The 18,609-nt window shown below is 72.9% G+C and carries 18 protein-coding genes; 10 read left to right on the top strand and 8 right to left on the bottom strand.

The genetic code is table 11. The features are described from left to right. Positions 1 to 7: 7 nt before the first annotated feature. From ACFYPD_RS14215 to rny, 3 genes are all read left to right on the top strand, one after another. Entirely contained in the window at positions 8 to 706 is a 699-nt protein-coding gene (locus ACFYPD_RS14215; protein ID WP_387112846.1) for a regulatory protein RecX, read from the top strand. Positions 707 to 774: 68 nt separating this feature from the next. Continuing rightward, positions 775 to 1,479: a 3-keto-5-aminohexanoate cleavage protein gene (locus tag ACFYPD_RS14210; RefSeq protein WP_387112844.1), complete on the top strand. Its 705-nt coding sequence runs from the start codon at positions 775 to 777 to the stop codon at positions 1,477 to 1,479. 749 nt (positions 1,480 to 2,228) lie between these two features. Then, the gene (rny, locus tag ACFYPD_RS14205; RefSeq protein ID WP_387112842.1) at positions 2,229 to 3,995 is read left to right on the top strand and encodes a ribonuclease Y; all 1,767 of its coding nucleotides are present in this window, start codon (positions 2,229 to 2,231) and stop codon (positions 3,993 to 3,995) included. Between the two features lie 75 nt (positions 3,996 to 4,070). Here the strand turns inward: rny and ACFYPD_RS14200 are convergent, their stop codons facing one another. The 4 genes from ACFYPD_RS14200 to ACFYPD_RS14185 form a co-directional block, all read right to left on the bottom strand. After that, the gene (locus ACFYPD_RS14200) at positions 4,071 to 4,958 is read right to left on the bottom strand and encodes an amino acid ABC transporter permease (RefSeq protein ID WP_387112840.1); all 888 of its coding nucleotides are present in this window, start codon (positions 4,956 to 4,958) and stop codon (positions 4,071 to 4,073) included. Next, on the bottom strand, positions 4,958 to 5,632 hold the full coding sequence (locus tag ACFYPD_RS14195; protein WP_387112838.1) for an amino acid ABC transporter permease: 675 nt from the start codon (positions 5,630 to 5,632) through the stop codon (positions 4,958 to 4,960). Before ACFYPD_RS14195 ends, ACFYPD_RS14200 begins: the two co-directional genes overlap by 1 nt. Positions 5,633 to 5,711: 79 nt before the next feature. Beyond that, positions 5,712 to 6,578: a glutamate ABC transporter substrate-binding protein gene (locus ACFYPD_RS14190; RefSeq protein WP_387112836.1), complete on the bottom strand. Its 867-nt coding sequence runs from the start codon at positions 6,576 to 6,578 to the stop codon at positions 5,712 to 5,714. 56 nt (positions 6,579 to 6,634) lie between these two features. Beyond that, positions 6,635 to 7,390 (bottom strand): amino acid ABC transporter ATP-binding protein, encoded by a 756-nt coding sequence (locus tag ACFYPD_RS14185; protein ID WP_387112834.1) that lies wholly within the window; start codon positions 7,388 to 7,390, stop codon positions 6,635 to 6,637. Between the two features lie 197 nt (positions 7,391 to 7,587). On the opposite strand from ACFYPD_RS14185, the gene selD reads away from it, so the two are divergent. Continuing rightward, positions 7,588 to 8,577, top strand: coding sequence for a selenide, water dikinase SelD (gene selD / locus ACFYPD_RS14180; RefSeq protein WP_387112832.1), 990 nt, complete (start codon positions 7,588 to 7,590; stop codon positions 8,575 to 8,577). Positions 8,578 to 8,814: 237 nt separating this feature from the next. After that, complete coding sequence (locus ACFYPD_RS14175) at positions 8,815 to 9,294, top strand: hypothetical protein (protein ID WP_387112830.1); 480 nt, start codon at positions 8,815 to 8,817, stop codon at positions 9,292 to 9,294. Positions 9,295 to 9,326: 32 nt separating this feature from the next. Here the strand turns inward: ACFYPD_RS14175 and ACFYPD_RS14170 are convergent, their stop codons facing one another. Beyond that, a complete protein-coding gene (locus ACFYPD_RS14170) occupies positions 9,327 to 9,554 on the bottom strand; it encodes a DUF2277 family protein (RefSeq protein WP_387112828.1) in 228 nt (75 codons plus the stop codon). A 52-nt stretch (positions 9,555 to 9,606) separates the two neighbouring features. On the opposite strand from ACFYPD_RS14170, the gene miaB reads away from it, so the two are divergent. Continuing rightward, positions 9,607 to 11,106, top strand: a complete 1,500-nt coding sequence (miaB, locus tag ACFYPD_RS14165; protein ID WP_387112826.1) for a tRNA (N6-isopentenyl adenosine(37)-C2)-methylthiotransferase MiaB — start codon at positions 9,607 to 9,609, stop codon at positions 11,104 to 11,106. Positions 11,107 to 11,163: 57 nt separating this feature from the next. On the opposite strand, the gene ACFYPD_RS14160 is transcribed toward miaB, so the two are convergent. Continuing rightward, positions 11,164 to 12,777, bottom strand: a complete 1,614-nt coding sequence (locus ACFYPD_RS14160) for a cellulase family glycosylhydrolase (protein WP_387112825.1) — start codon at positions 12,775 to 12,777, stop codon at positions 11,164 to 11,166. A gap of 341 nt (positions 12,778 to 13,118) precedes the next feature. Further along, a complete protein-coding gene (locus ACFYPD_RS14155; protein WP_387112823.1) occupies positions 13,119 to 14,327 on the bottom strand; it encodes a DUF349 domain-containing protein in 1,209 nt (402 codons plus the stop codon). 202 nt (positions 14,328 to 14,529) lie between these two features. Here ACFYPD_RS14155 and ACFYPD_RS14150 point away from each other — a divergent pair, with 202 nt between their 5' ends. From ACFYPD_RS14150 to dapF, 3 genes are read left to right on the top strand one after another with little or no spacing between them, the layout of a single operon-like run. Next, positions 14,530 to 15,249 carry a class III extradiol dioxygenase subunit B-like domain-containing protein gene (locus ACFYPD_RS14150; RefSeq protein WP_387112821.1) on the top strand — a complete coding sequence of 240 codons (720 nt, stop codon included), beginning with the start codon at positions 14,530 to 14,532 and terminating at the stop codon, positions 15,247 to 15,249. Positions 15,250 to 15,298: 49 nt separating this feature from the next. Continuing rightward, positions 15,299 to 16,210 (top strand): tRNA (adenosine(37)-N6)-dimethylallyltransferase MiaA, encoded by a 912-nt coding sequence (gene miaA / locus ACFYPD_RS14145; protein WP_387112819.1) that lies wholly within the window; start codon positions 15,299 to 15,301, stop codon positions 16,208 to 16,210. A 7-nt stretch (positions 16,211 to 16,217) separates the two neighbouring features. Then, on the top strand, positions 16,218 to 17,063 hold the full coding sequence (dapF, locus tag ACFYPD_RS14140) for a diaminopimelate epimerase (protein ID WP_387112817.1): 846 nt from the start codon (positions 16,218 to 16,220) through the stop codon (positions 17,061 to 17,063). On the opposite strand, the gene ACFYPD_RS14135 is transcribed toward dapF, so the two are convergent. Then, positions 17,038 to 17,652 carry a TetR/AcrR family transcriptional regulator gene (locus tag ACFYPD_RS14135; RefSeq protein WP_387112815.1) on the bottom strand — a complete coding sequence of 205 codons (615 nt, stop codon included), beginning with the start codon at positions 17,650 to 17,652 and terminating at the stop codon, positions 17,038 to 17,040. The genes dapF and ACFYPD_RS14135 overlap by 26 nt on opposite strands. A 58-nt stretch (positions 17,653 to 17,710) precedes the next feature. Here ACFYPD_RS14135 and ACFYPD_RS14130 point away from each other — a divergent pair, with 58 nt between their 5' ends. Continuing rightward, positions 17,711 to 18,598: an alpha/beta fold hydrolase gene (locus tag ACFYPD_RS14130; RefSeq protein ID WP_387112814.1), complete on the top strand. Its 888-nt coding sequence runs from the start codon at positions 17,711 to 17,713 to the stop codon at positions 18,596 to 18,598. Positions 18,599 to 18,609 lie beyond the last annotated feature (11 nt).

The following is an 18,609-nucleotide window of genomic DNA, read 5'->3' as shown; positions in this document are numbered from 1 at the left end:
CTGACCCGTGGCAGGACGACGCGCCCGTACGGGGCGGGGCTGGGATGCCAGCCCGCCCCGCACGGGTGACGCCACCACTCCACCCCGGCCGCGCCGTGGCCGCCGGGGCCGGGCCGAGGAGCCCGATGCCGACGCGACCCCCGCGCCGCCTCGCGACGAGGCCGAGGTGGCGCGGGAGATCTGCCTGCGGCAGCTCGCGGTCCGGCCGCGCACCCGTGCCGAGCTGGCCGGCGCCCTGGCGAAGCGGGGCATCTCCGAGGAGGTCGCCGACCAGGTCCTCGACCGCTACGACGAGGTCGGCATCGTGGACGACGCGGCCTTCGCCCGCGCCTGGGTGAGCAGCCGGCACACCGGTCGCGGCCTGTCCCGCCGGGCGCTCGCCAACGAGCTGCGCCAGCGCGGCGTCGACGGCGAGGTGGCCGGCGCGGCCCTCGACGAGATCGATGAGGCGGCCGAGGCGGAGACCGCCCGGGCCCTGGTGGAGCGGAAGCTGCGCTCCACCCGGGGCGAGCCCGACGCGATCTTCCGGCGCCTGGTCGGCATGCTGGCCCGCAAGGGCTACCCGGCCGGCGTGGCCATCCGGGCCGTCAAGGACGCGCTGGCCGCGCAGAGCGCCGAGGCGGCCGAGTTCGCCGAGCACATCGACGCCGACGCCCTCGCGGACGCCGAGCACGACCTCGACCCCGCCGCCCGCCGCCTCGACTGACTCCGCCCGGCCGCGGCGGCCTGCCGGGGGCAACGACGTCAGAATCGACTCCGGGGAGGTGTGCGCTCGTGTTGAAGGCGTGTCTGAACGGCGGGCGGCGACGGCAGGAGCATCCGGCGGTGCCGGTGACGCCCGACGAGCTGGCGGCCGAGGCGGTGAGGTGTGCGGCGGCCGGGGTGGCGGCCGTGCACGTGCACCCCCGCGACGCCGACGGCGCCGAGTCGCTCGATCCGGGCGTGATCGCCGCGGCGGTCACCGCGATCCGGGCCGCCCGGCCCGGCCTGCCCGTCGGGGTGAGCACCGGCGCCTGGATCGCCCCCGAACCCGCCGACCGGGTCGCCGCCGTACGCGCCTGGACGGTGCTGCCCGACTTCGCCTCCGTCAACGCCCACGAACCCGGCGCGGCGGCCGTCGCGGCCGCCCTGCACGAGCGGGGCGTCATGGTCGAGGCCGGCCTCTGGACGGTGGCGGCGGTCGACGCCTGGCGCCGCTGGCCGGCGCCGACCGGGCGGGTCCTCGTCGAGTGCCTGGCCGAACCGGTCGACGTGGCCCTCGCCGACGCCGCCGCCATCCTCGCCGCGCTGCCCGCCGACCGCCCGCCCGTGTTGCTGCACGGCGAGGGCCCGGCGACCTGGCCGGTGGTCGCCGAGGCCGTACGCCGCGGCCTGGACACCCGGATCGGCCTGGAGGACACCCTCGTCCTGCCGGACGGCGGCGTCGCCCCGGACAACCTGGCGCTGGTGACGGCAGCCCGCTCCCTCGGCGCCCGCTGACGCGCGTCCGTGCCCTCTTCGCCCCCCGCGAAGACGCGCACGCACGGGCCTCGACGCCGCCGTGCCCGCCGCTCGTCGCCCCTCGGGCGGGCGAGTGGCCGGTGAAACGCGAGTCACTCTTGCGAGAAGTTGTGGGCTCGCCGAAGCCGGCGACAGGTCACCCCGGACCGGAGCCGGGCACGGTCGCGTTGCGGCTCTGAGCAGGTCGGGAACGTGACCGGGCCGGCCGTGACCGGCGAGTTTTGTCCGGCCGTGTCCGGCATCTGGACAGCACTGCGTGACGTTCCAACTTCTCTCCGTCCGGGTGGTTTGATCATGAGTTCTTGACCGAACGGCCCCTCGCGACCTAGCCTCGCCATACAGGCTCACTTTGCCCGACCAGCGCAGGCTAAGCGCACAACATAGATCGCGTAACAGAACAGCATCACTTTGGCCAGCTTCACCGGCCCTTGACGGCAAGCTCCGGACGGCCGGTCCGGAGCCGACCGACAACTAAACCGGCCGCTGGCGATGCCCCGAGGTGGGCACCGCCGACGGAAAGCTACCCACAGCCAGCCGCTCCGGTCGGGCGTCCAGAGCCGCAGGTGCGTGCCATCCGCACGCCGCCTGCGGTGCCGACGTTCAGGGGAGGCGGCCATGGCGGGGCGGCACAGGTTCACCGGCGGTCTTCCACACGCGGCCGGCCGCTCCTCGCCGGGCGGCCGCCCGGACCGGGTCGGAGTGGGCGCGCACCGGCTCGGAGCGGCCGCATGACCGCCTTCGACGTCGTCATCCTCGCGGTGGTGCTGCTGCTCGTCGTGGTGGTGGTCGGCGCCGTCCTGTTCGGCGTGCGCACCATGCGTCGGCTCAGTCTCGCGCCCGCCCCCGAGGATCCGGCCTTCATCGCCGAGAAGGACCGCCAGGAACAGTCCCTGGCGGCCCTGCGCAACGCCGCCGACGAGGCGAACAGCACCATCGACGTGGCCAAGTCGGCCGCCGCCGCGGCCCGTACCGAGGCGGCCGCCGCCAAGGCCGAGGCGAAGGCGGCGCGGGCCGAGGCCCGGCGGGTGCTCGACGACGCCCGGGCCGAGGCCGACACGGTGCTGGAGCGGGCGCACAAGCAGGCCGAGGCGGACGCCGACCAGCTCCGCGCCGCCGCCCGGCGCAGCGGCGAGCGCGAGGTGGCGGTGCTCGCCGCGACCACCCGCGAGCAGGCCGCCGAGGTCGAGCGGCGGGCCGCCCGGATGGACGAGCGGGAACGGCTGCACACCGAGGAGGTGGAGCGGCTCGCCGAGCGGGAGCGGCAGCTCACCGCCGCCACCGCCGCGCTCGCCGCCCGGGAGGCCGCCCTGGCGGAGCGGGAGCAGGCGCTGGCCGAGGCCGAGGAGCAGCGCCGCCGCGAGCTGGAGCGGGTGGCCGGCCTGACCGCCGACACGGCCCGGGCCGAGTTGGTCGAGTCGATCGAGGGGCAGGCCAAGCGGGAGGCCGCGCTGCTGATCCGGGAGATCGAGGCCGATGCCCGCGGCACCGCCGAGCAGCGGGCCCGGCACATCGTGGTCGACGCCATCCAGCGGGTGGCCAGCGAGCAGACCGCGGAGAGCGTGGTCAGCGTCCTGCACCTGCCCGGGGACGAGATGAAGGGGCGGATCATCGGCCGGGAGGGGCGCAACATCCGGGCCTTCGAGTCGGTCACCGGGGTCAACCTGATCATCGACGACACCCCCGAGGCGGTCCTGCTCTCCTGCTTCGACCCGGTGCGCCGGGAGGTCGGCCGGCTCACCCTGGAGAAGCTGGTGCTCGACGGCCGGATCCACCCGCACCGGATCGAGGAGGTCTACGACCTGGCCCGGCACGAGGTGGAGGAGCTCTGCCACCGCGCCGCCGAGGACGCCCTCGTCGAGGTCGGCATCACCGAGATCCACCCCGAGCTGGTCACCCTGCTCGGCCGGCTGCGCTACCGGACGTCGTACGGGCAGAACGTCCTCAAGCACCTGGTGGAGACCGCGCACATCGCCGGGATCATGGCCGCGGAGCTGCGGCTGGACGTGCCGACCATCAAGCGCTGCGCGTTCCTGCACGACATCGGCAAGGCGCTCACCCACGAGGTGGAGGGCAGCCACGCCATCATCGGCGCCGACCTGGCCCGCAGGTACGGGGAGAGCGAGGACGTGGTGCACGCCATCGAGGCGCACCACAACGAGGTGCCGCCGCAGACCATCGAGGCGGTGCTCACCCAGGCCTCGGACGCCTGCTCGGGCGGGCGGCCGGGGGCGCGGCGGGAGAGCCTGGAGGCGTACGTCAAGCGGCTGGAGCGGATCGAGGAGATCGCGGCCGGCAAGCTCGGCGTGGAGAAGGTCTTCGCCATGCAGGCCGGCCGGGAGATCCGGGTGATGGTCAAGCCCGAGGACGTCGACGACATCGGCGCGGCGGTGCTGGCCCGGGACGTGGCCAAGCAGATCGAGGAAGAGCTGACCTACCCCGGTCAGATCCGGGTGACCGTGGTCCGCGAGTCCCGGGTCACCGAGATCGCCCGCTGATCCGGGTCGACGCCACGACGAAGCCCTGCCACCTCCAAAAGAGGTGGCAGGGCTTTCGCGTGGACGGGCGGGCGGTCAGCCCTGCGGCTCCGCCACGGTGGCGCCGTCGGCCGGGGTCGAGTCCGGCGCCGCGGCCTGCTTCGGGATCCGGAAGCCCCGCCGCCGGGTGCGCCGGTCCAGCCAGTTCGCCAGCGCGGTCAGCAGCGAGTTGATCAGGATGTAGATGGCGGCGACCACGATGGCGGCGGCGATCACGTTGCCCCGGTTGGCCGACAGGTCGTTGACGCCCCGCTGGAGCAGCTCGGGGAAGGCCACGATGTAGCCGAGCGCGGTGTCCTTGAGCAGCACGACGAGCTGGCTGACGATCACCGGCAGCATGGCCCGGGCGGCCTGCGGCACCAGGATCAGGCGCATCACCTGGTTCTTCCGCATGCCCACGGCGTACGCGGCCTCGGACTGCCCGCCGGGGAGCGAGCGGATGCCGGCGCGGAACGCCTCGGCCAGCACCGACCCGTTGTAGAGGGTGAGGCCGACGACCACCGACCAGAACGCCGAGACCGGCCCCTGGATGAGGAACGGCACGCCGTAGAAGATGAAGAAGATCATGAGGAGCAGCGGGACGGCGCGGAAGAACTCCACGACGACGCCGGCCGGGATCCGGACCCACCGGTGGTCGGAGAGCCGGCCGACGGCGAACAGGATGCCGAAGGCCAGCGACAGCACCATGCCGGTGACCGCGGCGAGCAGCGTCTGCCGCAGGCCGGGCAGGATGAACTGGGTCCAGGTCGGTGCCTCGGCGAACGGCTTCCAGAGGCTGCCCTCCCACTGCCCGGCCTGGTCGAACTTGGCGTAGACCCACCAGAGCAGCGCGGCCAGGCCGACGCCGAAGACGACGCTGAGCACCGCGTTGCGCACGCGGGCCCGCGGCCCCGGGTGGTCGTAGAGAACCGTGGTCATGCTCATCAGCGCTTCACCGCCAGTCGGTTGGCGAGCCAGCCGAAGAAGTAGCCGGTCGGGACGAGGATCGCGGCGAAGGTGCCGGCGAACACCAGGAAGATCGGGATCACGGCGTCGCCGTTGTCGTTGATCAGCTGCTTCATCACGCTGGACGCCTCGATCACGCCGATGGTGCCGACGATCGTGGCGTTCTTGCACAGCGCGATGAGCACGCTGCCCAGCGGGGCGACCACGGCCCGGCCGGCCTGGGGCAGGATCACGATGCGCAGGGTCTGGAAGAAGGTCAACCCGATCGCGCGGGCCGCCTCCGCCTGGCCGGCCGGCACGGTGTTGACGCCGGAGCGGACCGCCTCGCAGACGAACGCGGCGGTGTAGACCGACAGGCCGACCACCCCGAGCCAGAAGTTGTTCAGGTCGAGGTCCTCGGAGAGGGTCAGCCCGAGCGTCGAGTACAGGCCGAAGTAGCAGAAGAAGATGATCAGCGTCAGCGGCGTGTTGCGGAAGGTGTTGACCCAGGCCGTGCCGAAGCCCCGCAGGACCGGCACCGGGGACACCCGGAACGCGGCGAGGAACACGCCGAGCACCAGCGCGAGGACCGCCGACGCGCCGGTCAGCTTGAGGATCCAGAGAAAGCCCGACAGGTACGCGTCGAGGTTGGTCGGATCAGCGAATACGTGCATGCGTCGACTCCCGGGGCACGTCGTCGGCGTCGCGACAGGCCGGGGCCGGCACCCCTAGGGATGCCGGCCCCGGAACCGGTCAGACGCTGCCGCAGTTGGTCAGCTTGGTGGTGTCCAGCTCAGGCGCGGCCTTGCCGCTCTTGCCCAGGGTGGCGTCCCAGGCAGCCTTGTAGGTGCCGTCCGCGGCGGCGGCCTTGAGGATCTCGTTGACCTTCTCGCAGCCGTCCTTGTCGTCCTTCTTCAGGCCGATGCCGTAGGGCTCGGTGGAGAAGGTCTTGCCGACCACCTTGAACTTGCCGGCGTACTGGGACTGCGCGGCGTAGCCGGCGAGAATGATGTCGTCGGTGGTCACCGCGTCGACCTTGCCGCCCTCAAGGGCGTTGATGCACTTCGAGTACGCGTCGAACTGCTGGAGCTTGGCCTTCGGGTAGTCGGTCTGGATCCGCTTGGCCGGGGTGGAGCCCTGCGCCGAGCAGACCTTCTTGCCGTCCAGCCCCTCCGGCCCGGTGATCGTGGAGTCGGCCTTGACCAGCAGGTCCTGACCGGCGATGAAGTACGGGCCGGCGAAGTTGACCTTCTGCTTGCGCTCGTCGTTGATGGTGTAGGTCGCCACCACCAGGTCGACGGTGCCCTGCTGGATGAAGGGCTCGCGGTTGGCCGAGACGGTGGTCTTCCACTCGATGTTGTTCGCGTCCACGCCGAGGCCCTTGGCCACGATCTTGGCGATCTCGATGTCGAAGCCCTCGTACTGGCTGCCGGTCTGGATGCCCAGGCCCGGCTGGTCGGCCTTCACGCCGATGACCAGCTTCTTCTGGCTCTGCGCCTTGCCGATGATGCCCTTGGCCCCGCCGCTGCCGGAGCCGCCGTCCCCGTCGCCGCCGCAGGCGCTCATGCCGAGCGCCAAGGTAGCCGCCGCGGCGACCGCCGCCACGCGCTTCATACGCATACTCATCTCCTTCTTCGACGGAGCCGCCGGGGGACGGCGCGCTCCACTACGGACGCTCAGTGGGTGAGGATCTTGGAGAGGAAGTCCTTGGCCCGCTCGCTGCGCGGGTTGGCGAAGAACTCCGCCGGCGGCGCGTCCTCGACGAGCTTGCCGTCGGCCATGAAGATCACCCGGTTGGCCGCGTGCCGGGCGAAGCCCATCTCGTGGGTGACCACGACCATGGTCATGCCGTCGCGGGCGAGCGAGGTCATCACCTCCAGCACCTCGCCGACCATTTCCGGGTCGAGCGCGCTGGTCGGCTCGTCGAAGAGCATCGCCTTGGGCTGCATGGCCAGCGCGCGGGCGATCGCCGCCCGCTGCTGCTGGCCGCCGGAGAGCTGCGCCGGGTACTTGTCCGCCTGGTTGGCGATGCCCACCCGGTCGAGCAGGGCCAGGCCGCGCTCGCGGGCGGCGGCCGGCTTCTCCCGGCGCACCTTGACCGGGCCGAGGGTGACGTTCTCCAGGATGGTCTTGTGCGCGAAGAGGTTGAACGACTGGAACACCATGCCGACCTCGCTGCGCAGCTTGGCCAGCGCCTTGCCCTCTGCCGGCAGCGGGGTGCCGTCGAAGGTGATGGTGCCCGAGTTGATCGGCTCCAACCGGTTGATCGCCCGGCAGAGCGTCGACTTGCCGGAGCCGGACGGGCCGATGACCACGACCACCTCGCCCCTGCCGACGGAGAGCGAGACGTCGTCCAGCACGTGCAGCGGGCCGAACCACTTGTTCACCCCGTCCAGCACGATCAGCGGTTCGCCCGTCGTCACGTCGTCCACCGTCCCTGTCGTCCGTACGGAAAGTGGGGTCGCGAGACCCCCGGTTGGGCCACTGTAGGCGGCGTGATGTGGCAGAACGCAACTCGAATGGTCACGGAGCGGTAACACCGGTCACCGCCGTACCCGTGCGTCCGAATTCCGTCACGAAACGGGGGTTCCGAGTGGCCACCAGGCTGGTTCACGGAGATCATATGGAGATGACATCCGCACTCCGGCTGACCGATTACGCCCGCGGCGGCGGCTGCGCCTGCAAGATCCCGCCGGGGGAGCTGGAGACGATGGTCGCCGGCCTGGCCCCGGCCGTCGGCACCGCCGATCTGCTGGTGGGTCTAGAGCACGGCGACGACGCCGCGGTGGTCCGGCTGGACGAGCGCACCGGCCTGGTCAGCACCGCCGACTTCTTCACCCCGGTGGTCGACGACGCCTACGACTGGGGGCGGATCGCCGCCGCCAACGCGCTCTCCGACGTGTACGCCATGGGCGGCACCCCTCTGGTCGCGCTCAACCTGCTCTGCTGGCCCCGCGAGGTGCTGCCGCTGGAACTGGCCCGGGAGGTGCTGCGCGGCGGCCAGGACGTGGCCCGGGAGGCCGGCTGCCACCTGGCCGGCGGGCACAGCGTGGACGACGACGGCCCGAAGTACGGGCTGGCCGTCACCGGGGTGGTCCGTCCCGAGGAACTGATCACCCTGGACGCAGGCCGGGCCGGCCTGCCGCTGTCGCTGACCAAGCCGCTCGGCGTCGGGGTGCTGAACACCCGGCACAAGCGGACCGGGGAGCGTTTCCCGGAGGCGGTCGCCTCGATGGCCCGGCTGAACCGGGACGCGGCCCGGGCGGCCGTCGCGGCCGGTATCCGCTGCGGCACCGACGTGACCGGGTTCGGGCTGCTCGGGCACGCCTCGAAGCTGGCTCGGGCCAGCCGGCTCACCGTGGCGATCGACGCGGCCGCGGTGCCCTACCTGCCCGGCGCCCGGGAGGCGCTGCGCGACGGCTTCGTCAGCGGCGGCACCCGGCGCAACCTGGACTGGGTGGCCCCGTGGACCGACTTCGGCGGGGCCGACGAGGGGGAGCGGCTGCTGCTGGCCGACGCGCAGACCTCGGGCGGGCTGCTGGTCGCGGGCGAGGTGCCGGGCGGCACGGTGGTCGGGGAACTGCTGCCGGCGAGCGAACACCTGATCCGGGTGCGCTGAAACCCGCGTCGGTATTCGCGAATCCGTCACCACACCCCGGTGTTTCCCGTCGCGGACGCGGCACCATACCCGATAAACTGTCACCTTCCCGCTACTCTGGGCAAGGTCGCCCAGGGAAATTCTGCCCAGAATGGTCACAGACCGGTAACTTGCGCCCGGCTGAGGTCAAATGCACCCCACCATCGTCAGTAGGGCCCGATCCGGAGGCCGGTGGGACGAGCGCAGCGAGGAGGCGGCATGACCGAGCTGTGGAACTGGAGAATAGACGGCGCGGCGCCCGTGGAGGTCTACCCGGCGCTGGCCGAGGCGCTCGGCCGGGTGGTGATGCCCCTCGCCGTCGCCGACCCGGCCCGACTCCCCGCGTACGCGGTGGTCTGCGACGTGTGGGAGGCGCCCGGGGTGTACGGGACCATGGTCGACTGTTACGGGGTGCCCGAGCGCCTACGCGAGTTGCCCAGCATCGCGGCGCTGGCCCGGCTGCTGGACCGCAACTGCCTCATGCGCGACGACACCCTCGACGCCGGGCGGCACCTGCTGGTCACCCCGGACGGCACGATCCGCCCGGTGCACTTCGACGTGGTTGAGACCGACGACGGCGAGGTCCTGAGCGACCAGCGGCTCTGCACCGTGGCGGACCCCCGCTGCCGGGGCTGGTCGCAGTGCCACCGCTCCCGGTGGGCCCCCGACTCGGTCGCCCCGGCCCTCGCCGCAGCCTGACCGGCGGCGAGGGCAGGCCGGAGCCGGCAGGCTCAGCCGCGGGCCGCCGGCTGCTGGCCCCGGACCACCAGCTGCTCCAGCAGCGTGGCGGTCGCCGCCGCCACGGCGTCGACCGCCGAGTCGAACGCGGCGGCGTTGTGCGCCGCGGGGGCGCGGAACCCGGAGATCTTCCGGACGTACTGGAGCGCGGCCGCCCGGATGTCCTCCTCGGTCGCCACCGGGACGTACGGCTCACGCAGGGTCTTGATGCTTCGGCACACGGCTCCTCCTCGTTCGGTCCGACCAGCTCCGCCCGGATACGCTGTCCGGGTCATGACTACCGCAGCCGCGGGCAGCCCGCGCACCTACCAGGTGCGCACGTACGGCTGCCAGATGAACGTGCACGACTCCGAGCGCATTTCCGGCCTGCTCGAACAGGCCGGCTACGTGCGTGCCGCCGAGGCCGACGAGCAGCCCGACGTGGTGGTGTTCAACACCTGCGCCGTCCGGGAGAACGCCGACAACCGGCTCTACGGCAACCTGGGTCATCTGCGCCCCGTGAAGGACAAGCACCCCGGGATGCAGATCGCAGTCGGCGGCTGCCTGGCCCAGAAGGACCGCGGCGAGATCGTCCGCAAGGCGCCCTGGGTGGACGTGGTCTTCGGCACGCACAACATCGGCTCGCTGCCGGTGCTGCTGGAGCGGGCCCGGCACAACACCGCCGCCGAGGTGGAGATCCTCGAATCCCTGGACGTCTTCCCGTCCACGCTGCCGACCCGGCGCGAGTCGACGTACGCCGGCTGGGTGTCGATCTCGGTGGGCTGCAACAACACCTGCACGTTCTGCATCGTGCCCTCCCTGCGCGGTAAGGAGAAGGACCGCCGCCCCGGCGACATCCTCTCCGAGGTGCGTGCCCTGGTCGACGAGGGCGTGCTGGAGGTGACCCTGCTCGGGCAGAACGTCAACTCCTACGGCGTGGAGTTCGGCGACCGGTACGCCTTCGGCAAGCTGCTGCGCGCCTGCGGCGACATCGACGGGCTGGAGCGGGTCCGGTTCACCAGCCCGCACCCGAAGGACTTCACCGACGACGTCATCGCCGCGATGGCCGAGACGCCCAACGTCTGCCACTCGCTGCACATGCCGCTCCAGTCCGGCTCCGACGACGTGCTGCGGGCGATGCGCCGCTCGTACCGGTCGGAGAAGTACCTGGGGATCATCGAGAAGGTCCGGGCCGCGATGCCCGACGCGGCGATCACCACCGACATCATCGTCGGCTTCCCCGGCGAGACCGACACCGACTTCGAGAAGACCCTCGACGTGGTCCGCGCGGCCCGCTTCTCGTCGGCGTTCACGTTCCAGTACTCGAAGCGCCCCGGCACCCCGGCCGCGACCATGGACGGCCAGCTGCCCAAGCAGGTCGTGCAGGAGCGGTACGAGCGGTTGATCGCCTGCGTGGAGGAGATCACCTGGGCGGAGAACCGGAAGCTGGTCGGGGAGCCCGTCGAGGTGCTGGTCGCGGTCGGCGAGGGTCGCAAGGACGAGCGCACGGGCCGGATGTCCGGCCGCGCCCGCGACGGCCGCCTGGTCCACTTCGACGCGGGCATCCTGGCCGGGCAGATCCGCCCGGGCGACATCGTGCACACCACGGTCACCTACGCCGCCCCGCACCACCTCAACGCCGACGGTGAGCCGCTGTCGCACCGGCGTACCCGGGCCGGCGACGCGGCCGAGGCGGGGCGCGCCCCGCGTACCCCCGGGGTGCTGCTCGGGCTGCCGACGATCGGCGCGCCGGCCGCGGTGCCCGCCGCCACCGGCGGCTGCGCCGCGCACTGACGGTCCGGGAAGGGCCCCTTCTTGACAGACGCCTGTCAAGAAGGGGCCCTGCCTCACTCAGCAGGCGGTGCCGTTGAGCTTCACGGCGCCCGGCGCGGCGGCCGTGCCGTTTGCGGTGAAGCCGACGGTCACCGAGGCGCCCGGCGCCAGCGACGCCGCCCAGGTCGGGGCGGCCGCGGTGACCGTGCTGCCGGACTGGGTGACGGTGGCGTTCCAGCCGCTGGCCAGGGTCACCCCGGACGGCCAGGTCCAGGTCGCCGACCACGGGTTGAGCGCGGCGGTGCCCGTGTTCTTCACGGTCAGCTCGCCCTGGAAGCCGCCCTGCCACGCGTTGACCTGGTTGTAGGTGGCGGTGCAGCCGCCGCTCGGTGCCGGGGTGGTCGGGGAGGGCGACGGTGAGCCGGACCCGGTCGGGGTCGGGGTGGGGTTGCCGCCGCCGGCCGGCGGGATCAGGTAGGGCTGGAGGATGTCCTGCTTGGCCTGGTTGATGGTGGTCCAGTCGTCGTTGGCGATGCCGCCGGTGTCACCGGAGTTCGGGTTCCACGACCAGTAGGTGAAGGACATCCCGGTCACCCCGGTCCCGGTGTACGCCATCAGGTTCTGCAACCACACCTTGTCCTTCGGGTCCTGCAGCGTGGTGCCGAACTCGCCCATCATGATCGGCGCGATGTTCTGCTTGTACAGGTAGCCCCAGTACTTGTCCCAGATGCCCGGCATGTTCGCCGGGTACGTCGGGTCGTCGAACCAGGCCTGGTGGTAGACCGAGGTCGCGTACTCGTGGGGGGAGTAGACCAGCCGGTTGGCCACGTTCAGCCGCACCGGGAACTGCCCGGCCCTGGACAGGTTGCCGCCCCACCAGCCGCAGTCCTCGTCGTTGCTCGGGTCGTTGTCCCAGACGTTCGACAGGCCGCCGCTCGGGCAGCTCACCCCCTCCACGAAGATCAGCCAGTTCGGTTGCACCCCGAGGATCGCGTTGCCGGCCCGCTCCGCGGCCAGCCGCCAGTCCCGGGCGGTGTCGCCGCAGCCCCAGCAGGCGCCGGTGGCCGCCGGGTTGGTGCCCTCGGCGTGCGGCTCGTTGTGCAGGTCCGCGCCGATCACCGTCGGGTTGTTCGCGTACCGCTGGGCGAGCACCTTCCAGTCGGCGATCCAGGTCGCCTCGGAGACCGTCGAGGTGTACCAGAGCGGCGACTGCCCGGCCGAGGTGGGCCGGTGTCGGTCCAGGATGATCCGCATGCCCTTGCTGCCCGCGTAGTCGATCACCTTGTCGAGGATCTGCAACGGGGACAGGCCGACCAGGTCCGGGTTGACGAAGTCGTTGATGCCGGTGGCCGTCGCGCCGGGCTTCAGCGCGTCGTTCGAGTAGGGGATGCGCAGCGTGTTGTAGCCCAGCCGGGCCATGGTGTCGAGCTGGCCGCGCCACGGGTTGCTCGACCACAGACCGTGGAAGGTCTTGTTGTCGGTCTCCATGCCGAACCAGTTGATGCCGGTGAGCCGGACCGTGGCCCCCGTGCTGTCGACGATCTTGTTGCCGCTGGTGTGCAGGTAGCCGGTGCCGGTCCCGGCGGTGGCGGCGGCGGCCGGGGTGGTGCTGACGGCGGCGGCGACGAGGACGCCGGCCGCGGCGGTGGCGAGCGCCGCGAGGGCGCCGCCGAGGGCGGTGGGTCGGTGCATGGCGAGCTCCACTTCGGATGCCCGAGCCGCGCGAGCGCCGCGGGCGGAAGGACCAGGGCGAGACGGCCCGCTCGTCATCGAGTACGCGGACAGCGCGCGTCGGGCCGTGTCACGTGGACGGCCACCCGCGGCGAGAGGCACCGGCGAATCCCGACGGCGGGTCGTGCCGTCGTGCCCTCGCGCCGGTGCGGAACCTGGCTCTGCCGCCCATTTTGATCAGCCCGCCTCGATGCGTCAACACGCGACTTCCGGGCCGGGCCGCTTTCCTCTTCCGGCCTGGGGCGGACACGGAAGAGCCCCCGGTCCCGGGGCGGGACGGGGGCTCTCCGGTGAAGCTCGGCTCAGCCGGCCTGCTCGGCCAGCTGGAGGAACTGCCGCTTCGAGGCGAGCGCCTGCTCGGCCTCCTTGATCCGCCGGGCGTCGCCGGCCGTCTGCGCCCGGGCCAGCCGGTCCTCGGCCTCGGCGACCTGGGCCCGCATCTGGGCCAGCAGCGGGTTGTCCTCCTTGGAGGTCCGCCGCCACGCCGAGTCCATGACCTCGCGGACCTTGTCGTCGACGGCGCGCAGGCGGCGCTCCAGCCCGGCGGCCGCCTCGCGCGGCACCCGGCCGGCCTCGTGCCACTGCGCCTGGATCTCCCGCAGCTTCGCCTGGGCGCCCTTCGGGTCGCCGTCGACGTCGAGCGCCTCGGCCTCGGCGAGCAGGGCCTGCTTGCGCTCCAGGTTGGCGCGCTGCTCGTTGTCCCGCGCCGAGAAGACCTCGCTGCGCCGGGTGAAGAACTCGTCCTGCGCCGCCCGGAACCGTTCCCAGAGCTTCTGCTCGGCCTCCTTGGAGGCGCGCGGCGCGGCCTTCCACTGGGCCATCAGGTCCTTGAGCTGGTTGGCGGTGGTGCCCCAGTCGGTCGACTCCTTGAGCTTCTCGGCCTCGGCGACCAGCTCCTCCTTGACCCCCTGCGCCTGCTTGCGCTGCTGGTCGAGGGAGGCGAAGTGGGCGCCCCGGCGGCGGGTGAAGCCGTCGCGCGCGGCGGCGAACCGCTTCCACAGCTCACCGTCGGCCTTCTTGTCGACCCCGCGGATGGTCTTCCACTCGTCGAGGATCTCCTTGAGCCGGTCGCCGGCGGTCTTCCAGCCGGTCGACTCGGCGGCCAGCTTTTCGGCCTCCTCGACCAGGGCGGTCTTGCGCGCGAGGGCCTCGCCGCGGGCGGCGTCGCGGGCGGCACGGGCCTCGCCGGCCTTCTCCTCGGCCACCGTGGCCAGCTTGTCCAGACGGGCGGCCAGGGCGTCGATGTCACCGACGACGTGCGCCTCGGCCAGCGAGGCGCGGATGCGCCGGATCGTGGTCAGCGAGTGGCCGGCGTCCGCCGCGCCCGAGTTGAGCCGGGCCTCGGTCAGGTCCACCTCCGTCACCAGGTCGGCGAAGCGCCGGGCGAAATGGGCGAGCCCTTCCTCCGGTGCCCCCGCCTGCCAGGATCCGACCACCCGCTCGCCCTCGGCGGTCTTGACGTAGACGGTGCCGTCCTCGTCCACCCGTCCGAAGGCAGTCCAGTCGCTCATGTGCCCATCCTCGTTCTCCCGGCGTCGACGGGACACCTCCCGCGATCGCCGCCACGGCGCAGCAAAGTTCTCCCGGCATTGTCACAGGTCCGACCCGGTCCGTGTCGAGCGCCTGTCGTCGACCGTGACCATACGGTGTCGTTGCGCCTCGATGACCGGATCGGCGCGGGGACGCACCGGGGGATACGGATAGGTTGGACCGGTGCCCCTGGTCGCCGCCGCCGTCTGCCCCCACCCGCCCCTGATCGTGCCCGAGCTGGCCGGCGCCGCCGCGCCCGAGCTGGACGACCTCCGTGCCGCCGCCGACGTGGCCGTGGCCCGGCTGCTCGCCGCCGACCCCGAGGTGGTCCTGCTGCTCGGCGCCGGGCCACAGACGGAGCGGTTCGGCACCGCCGACTACGGGTCGCTGCTGCCCTTCGGGCTGCACCGTCACGTCCGGCTCTGGAAGACCAACTGCGCGGGCGTCGAGGCGCTGCCCCTCAGCCTGACCATCGGCGCCTGGCTGGTGAACCGGTCCGGGTCCGAGCTGCCCCGGCTGGCCCGGGCGGTCGCCGCCGACGCGTCCCCGGCCGAGTGCGCCGCCCTCGGCGCGGAGCTGGGCGCCGAGGCGGCTGAGCGGGTCGCGCTGCTGGTGCTCGGTGACGGGTCGGCCTGCCGGGGCGTCAAGGCGCCCGGCTACGACGACCCGCGCGCGCCCGCGTACGACGAGGGGGTTGCCGCGGCCCTGGCCGGCGCGGACACCGAGGCCCTGCTCGGCCTGGACCCGGTGCTGTCGGCGGAGCTGAAGGCCGCCGGGCGGGCGCCGTGGCAGGTGCTGGCCGGCGCCGTCCGGGCGGCGGGCGGCGACTGGCGCGGGGACCTCGGCTACCACCAGGCTCCCTACGGCGTTGCCTACTTCGTGGCGAACTGGGAGCGGGTGTGAGCGCGAGGAGTGAGCTTGCGAGCCCCGCAGTCGCGAACGGAGAGCAGCAGTGAGCCGGACCGTGGTGGCCGTGGTCGGGCCGACCGCGGCGGGCAAGTCGGCGCTGAGCATCGCCCTGGCGCACGCCCTCGGTGGCGAGGTCGTCAACGCCGACTCGATGCAGCTCTACCGGGGCATGGACATCGGCACCGCCAAGCTGACCCCGGCCGAGCGGGAGGGCGTGCCGCACCACCTGCTCGACATCTGGCCGGTGACCGAGCCGGCCAGCGTCGCCGAATACCAGAAGCTGGCCCGCGCGGCGGTCGACGACATCCTGGCCCGGGGGCGGGTGCCGCTGCTGGTCGGCGGCTCCGGGCTCTACGTGCGGGCGGTGCTGGAGCAGTTCGAGTTCCCCGGCACCGACCCGGCCGTGCGGGAACGGCTGGAGGCGGAGCTGGCCGAGGTCGGCCCGGCCCCGCTGCACGCCCGGCTGGCCGAGGCCGACCCGGTGGCCGCGGCGGGCATCCTGCCGAGCAACGGCCGGCGCATCGTCCGGGCCCTGGAGGTCGTCGAGCTGACCGGCGCGCCGTTCACCGCGTCGCTGCCCGCGCCGACGCCGTACTACCCGTCGGTGCAGCTCGGCGTCGACCTGGACACCGCGCTGCTGGACGAGCGGATCGCGCTGCGGGTGGACCGGATGTGGGCGGACGGCCTGGTCGCCGAGACGCGGACCCTGGTCGGCCAGGGCCTGCCCGAGGGGCGGACGGCCAGCCGGGCGCTCGGCTACCAGCAGGTGCTGCGTTTCCTGGCCGGTGAGCTGACCGAGGCCGAGGCGCACGAGGAGACCGTCCGGGCCACCCGGCGCTTCGTCCGCCGGCAGCGCTCCTGGTTCCGCCGCGACCCGCGGATCCACTGGCTGGACTCGGCCTCGCCCGCGTTTCTCGACACTGCGCTGCGGCTGGTCGCCGAGCATCGGGAATGATGGAGGCGTGGAGTTCACCAAGGGCCACGGCACCGGCAACGACTTCGTCATCCTGCCCGACCCGGACGGGGCGCTCGACCTGACGCCCGGCCTGGTCGCCGCGCTCTGCGACCGGCGGCGCGGCCTCGGCGGCGACGGTGTGCTGCGCGTGGTACGCGCCGCCAAGCACCCGGACGGCGCCGCGCTGGCCGGTGAGGCCGAGTGGTTCATGGACTACTGGAACTCCGACGGCTCGTTCGCCGAGATGTGCGGCAACGGCGCCCGGGTCTTCGTCCGCTACCTGCTGGAGACCGGTCTGGCCGCCCCGTCCGGCGCGACCCTGCCGCTGGCCACCCGGGCCGGCCTGGTCCGCGCCCGGGTCGAGGGGGCCGACGTCGCCGTCGAGATGCGCCGCCCCCGGCTGTACGACACGGCCACCGCCACCCTGGGCGGGCTCACCCTGACCGGCGCGGCCGTGGACGTGGGCAATCCGCACCTGGTCTGCCCGCTGCCCGCCAGCCTGGACCTGGGCGGACTGGACCTCACCCGGGCGCCCGACGTCGACCCGTCCCTCTTCCCGGCCGGGGTGAACGTCGAGTTCACCACCCCGGGTGAGCCGGTCGAGGGCAGCGACGGGCACGTGCTCATGCGGGTCTACGAGCGGGGCTCGGCCGAGACGCTCTCCTGCGGCACCGGCGCCTGCGCGGTGGCCGCCGTGGCGCTGCGCGACGCCGGCCGGGAGACCGGCACGATGACCGTCGACGTCCCCGGCGGCCGCCTCACGATCACGATCACCGACGACACCTGCTGGCTCTCCGGCCCGGCCGTGCTGGTCGCCACCGGCGAGATCACGCCGGCCGCCCTGGGGGCGTGAACACCCGGTCGAGGTGGTAGGTCAGGACCGCGAGCGCAGCCCGTCCGTCGCGTTGCCCGCCGAGCACGCTGGAGCCGAGCCCGTTGGTCAGGGCGAGTAGCCCGGCTGTGGTCAGCTCCGGGTCCAGTCGCGGGTCGACCTCGCCGTTCTCCTGCGCCTGCCGCAGCTGCCGGCCGAGCAGCCGTTCGATCTTGTCGGGATATGTCGCGCCGTGCCGCTCGGCGAGGTCGGGCTCGCTGAACACCAGTGTGTAGTAGCCGGTGTAGGCCCGGGTGAGGCGCCGGCTCTCGTCGTCCGTCGGCAGGATCGCGGTGAGGGTGCCATACACGACGCTGCGCGGGGTGACCGGGCCGAGCGCGCGGATGTGGTCCTCGACCCGGGTGGCCAACTGCTCGCCCAGGTAGCCGAGCGCGGTCAGCAGCAGCTCCTCCTTGGTGTGGAAGTAGTACTGCACCAGCCGCAGCGACACCTCCGCCTCGGCGGCCACCTCGCGCATGCTCGCCGACTGCAACCCCCGGCTGCTGGCGATGCGCAGCAGCGCGTCGCCGATCTGCCGGCGCCGCTGTTCATGGTCGACGCGCTTGGGCACTGCCGCCCCCTTCAGTTTGTTGATACGGTCGTATCACGAAACGGCGGACGGAGTCATCGTGACAGTCGTACCGATCAGCCAGTTCACCAGCGACCGTGCGCGCGTCCGCTTCCTCGACGCGTACGAGCGGACCCGGCGCCGGGTGTGGCCCGCCGACGCGGTCGCCGTCGACCTGCCGACCACCTTCGGCGCGACCCGGGCCTACCGGTGGGGCGAGGGCGCCGGGGCGCCGTTCGTGCTGCTGCCGGGCGCCGGCGGGAACGCACTGAGCTGGCACCCGCACGTCCGGCGACTCGGCCGGGACCGCCCGGTGATCGCCGTCGACCCGGTGGGCGAACCGGGCGGCTCGGTGCAGTCCCGGCCACTCGACGGGGGCGTGGACTGGGCGCGGTGGCTCGACGGGGTGCTCTCCGGCCTCGATGTCGACCGGGCACACCTCGTGGGCTGCTCCTTCGGCGGATGGGTGGCGCTCCAGCACGCGCTGCACTCACCCGCGCGCGTGGCGAGCGTGGTCCTGCTCGACCCGGCGGGCTTCGGCCGGGTCGGTGGCCGGTTCCTCGCCTGGGTGCTGCTGGGCGGTGTGGCCGGACTCGCCCCTGCGGCGGTGCGGCGGGGCGCCGCCCGGCTGCTGCGCAACGCCACTCTGCGGGACGACGACCTGATGGGGCTGATGCGCGCCACCCTCGGCTACCGCCGCCGGCACCCGGCGCCGCACTCCGTCACCGACGAGGAACTGCGCGGCCTCGCCGTGCCGGTCCTCGCGCTGCTGGGCGAGCGCAGCCAGATGTACGACGCCCGCGCCCTGGCCGATCGCCTGATCGCCGTCAACCCGGCCATCCGGGCGGAGGTCATCCCCGGAGCCGGCCACGACCTCCCGCTGAGCCACCCCGACCTGGTCGCCGACCGCACCGCAACTTTCGTCACCGCACTGGACCCCCACCCCTGACGCACCGCGCC

It is taken from the genome of Micromonospora sp. NPDC005299, assembly GCF_042872345.1.
GTDB lineage: Bacteria > Actinomycetota > Actinomycetes > Mycobacteriales > Micromonosporaceae > Micromonospora.
The sequence above is the reverse complement of the archived record's forward strand: the minus strand, read 5'-3'. Positions and strand labels throughout refer to the sequence as shown.

Coding starts and splice junctions, on each gene's coding strand:
- rny (WP_387112842.1), top strand. CDS start 2,229: ATGACCGCCTTCGACGTCGTCATCCTCGCGGTGGTGCTGCTGCTCGTC.
- ACFYPD_RS14200 (WP_387112840.1), bottom strand. CDS start 4,958: ATGAGCATGACCACGGTTCTCTACGACCACCCGGGGCCGCGGGCCCGC.
- ACFYPD_RS14195 (WP_387112838.1), bottom strand. CDS start 5,632: ATGCACGTATTCGCTGATCCGACCAACCTCGACGCGTACCTGTCGGGC.
- ACFYPD_RS14190 (WP_387112836.1), bottom strand. CDS start 6,578: ATGCGTATGAAGCGCGTGGCGGCGGTCGCCGCGGCGGCTACCTTGGCG.
- selD (WP_387112832.1), top strand. CDS start 7,588: ATGACATCCGCACTCCGGCTGACCGATTACGCCCGCGGCGGCGGCTGC.
- ACFYPD_RS14175 (WP_387112830.1), top strand. CDS start 8,815: ATGACCGAGCTGTGGAACTGGAGAATAGACGGCGCGGCGCCCGTGGAG.
- miaB (WP_387112826.1), top strand. CDS start 9,607: ATGACTACCGCAGCCGCGGGCAGCCCGCGCACCTACCAGGTGCGCACG.
- ACFYPD_RS14160 (WP_387112825.1), bottom strand. CDS start 12,777: ATGCACCGACCCACCGCCCTCGGCGGCGCCCTCGCGGCGCTCGCCACC.
- ACFYPD_RS14155 (WP_387112823.1), bottom strand. CDS start 14,327: ATGAGCGACTGGACTGCCTTCGGACGGGTGGACGAGGACGGCACCGTC.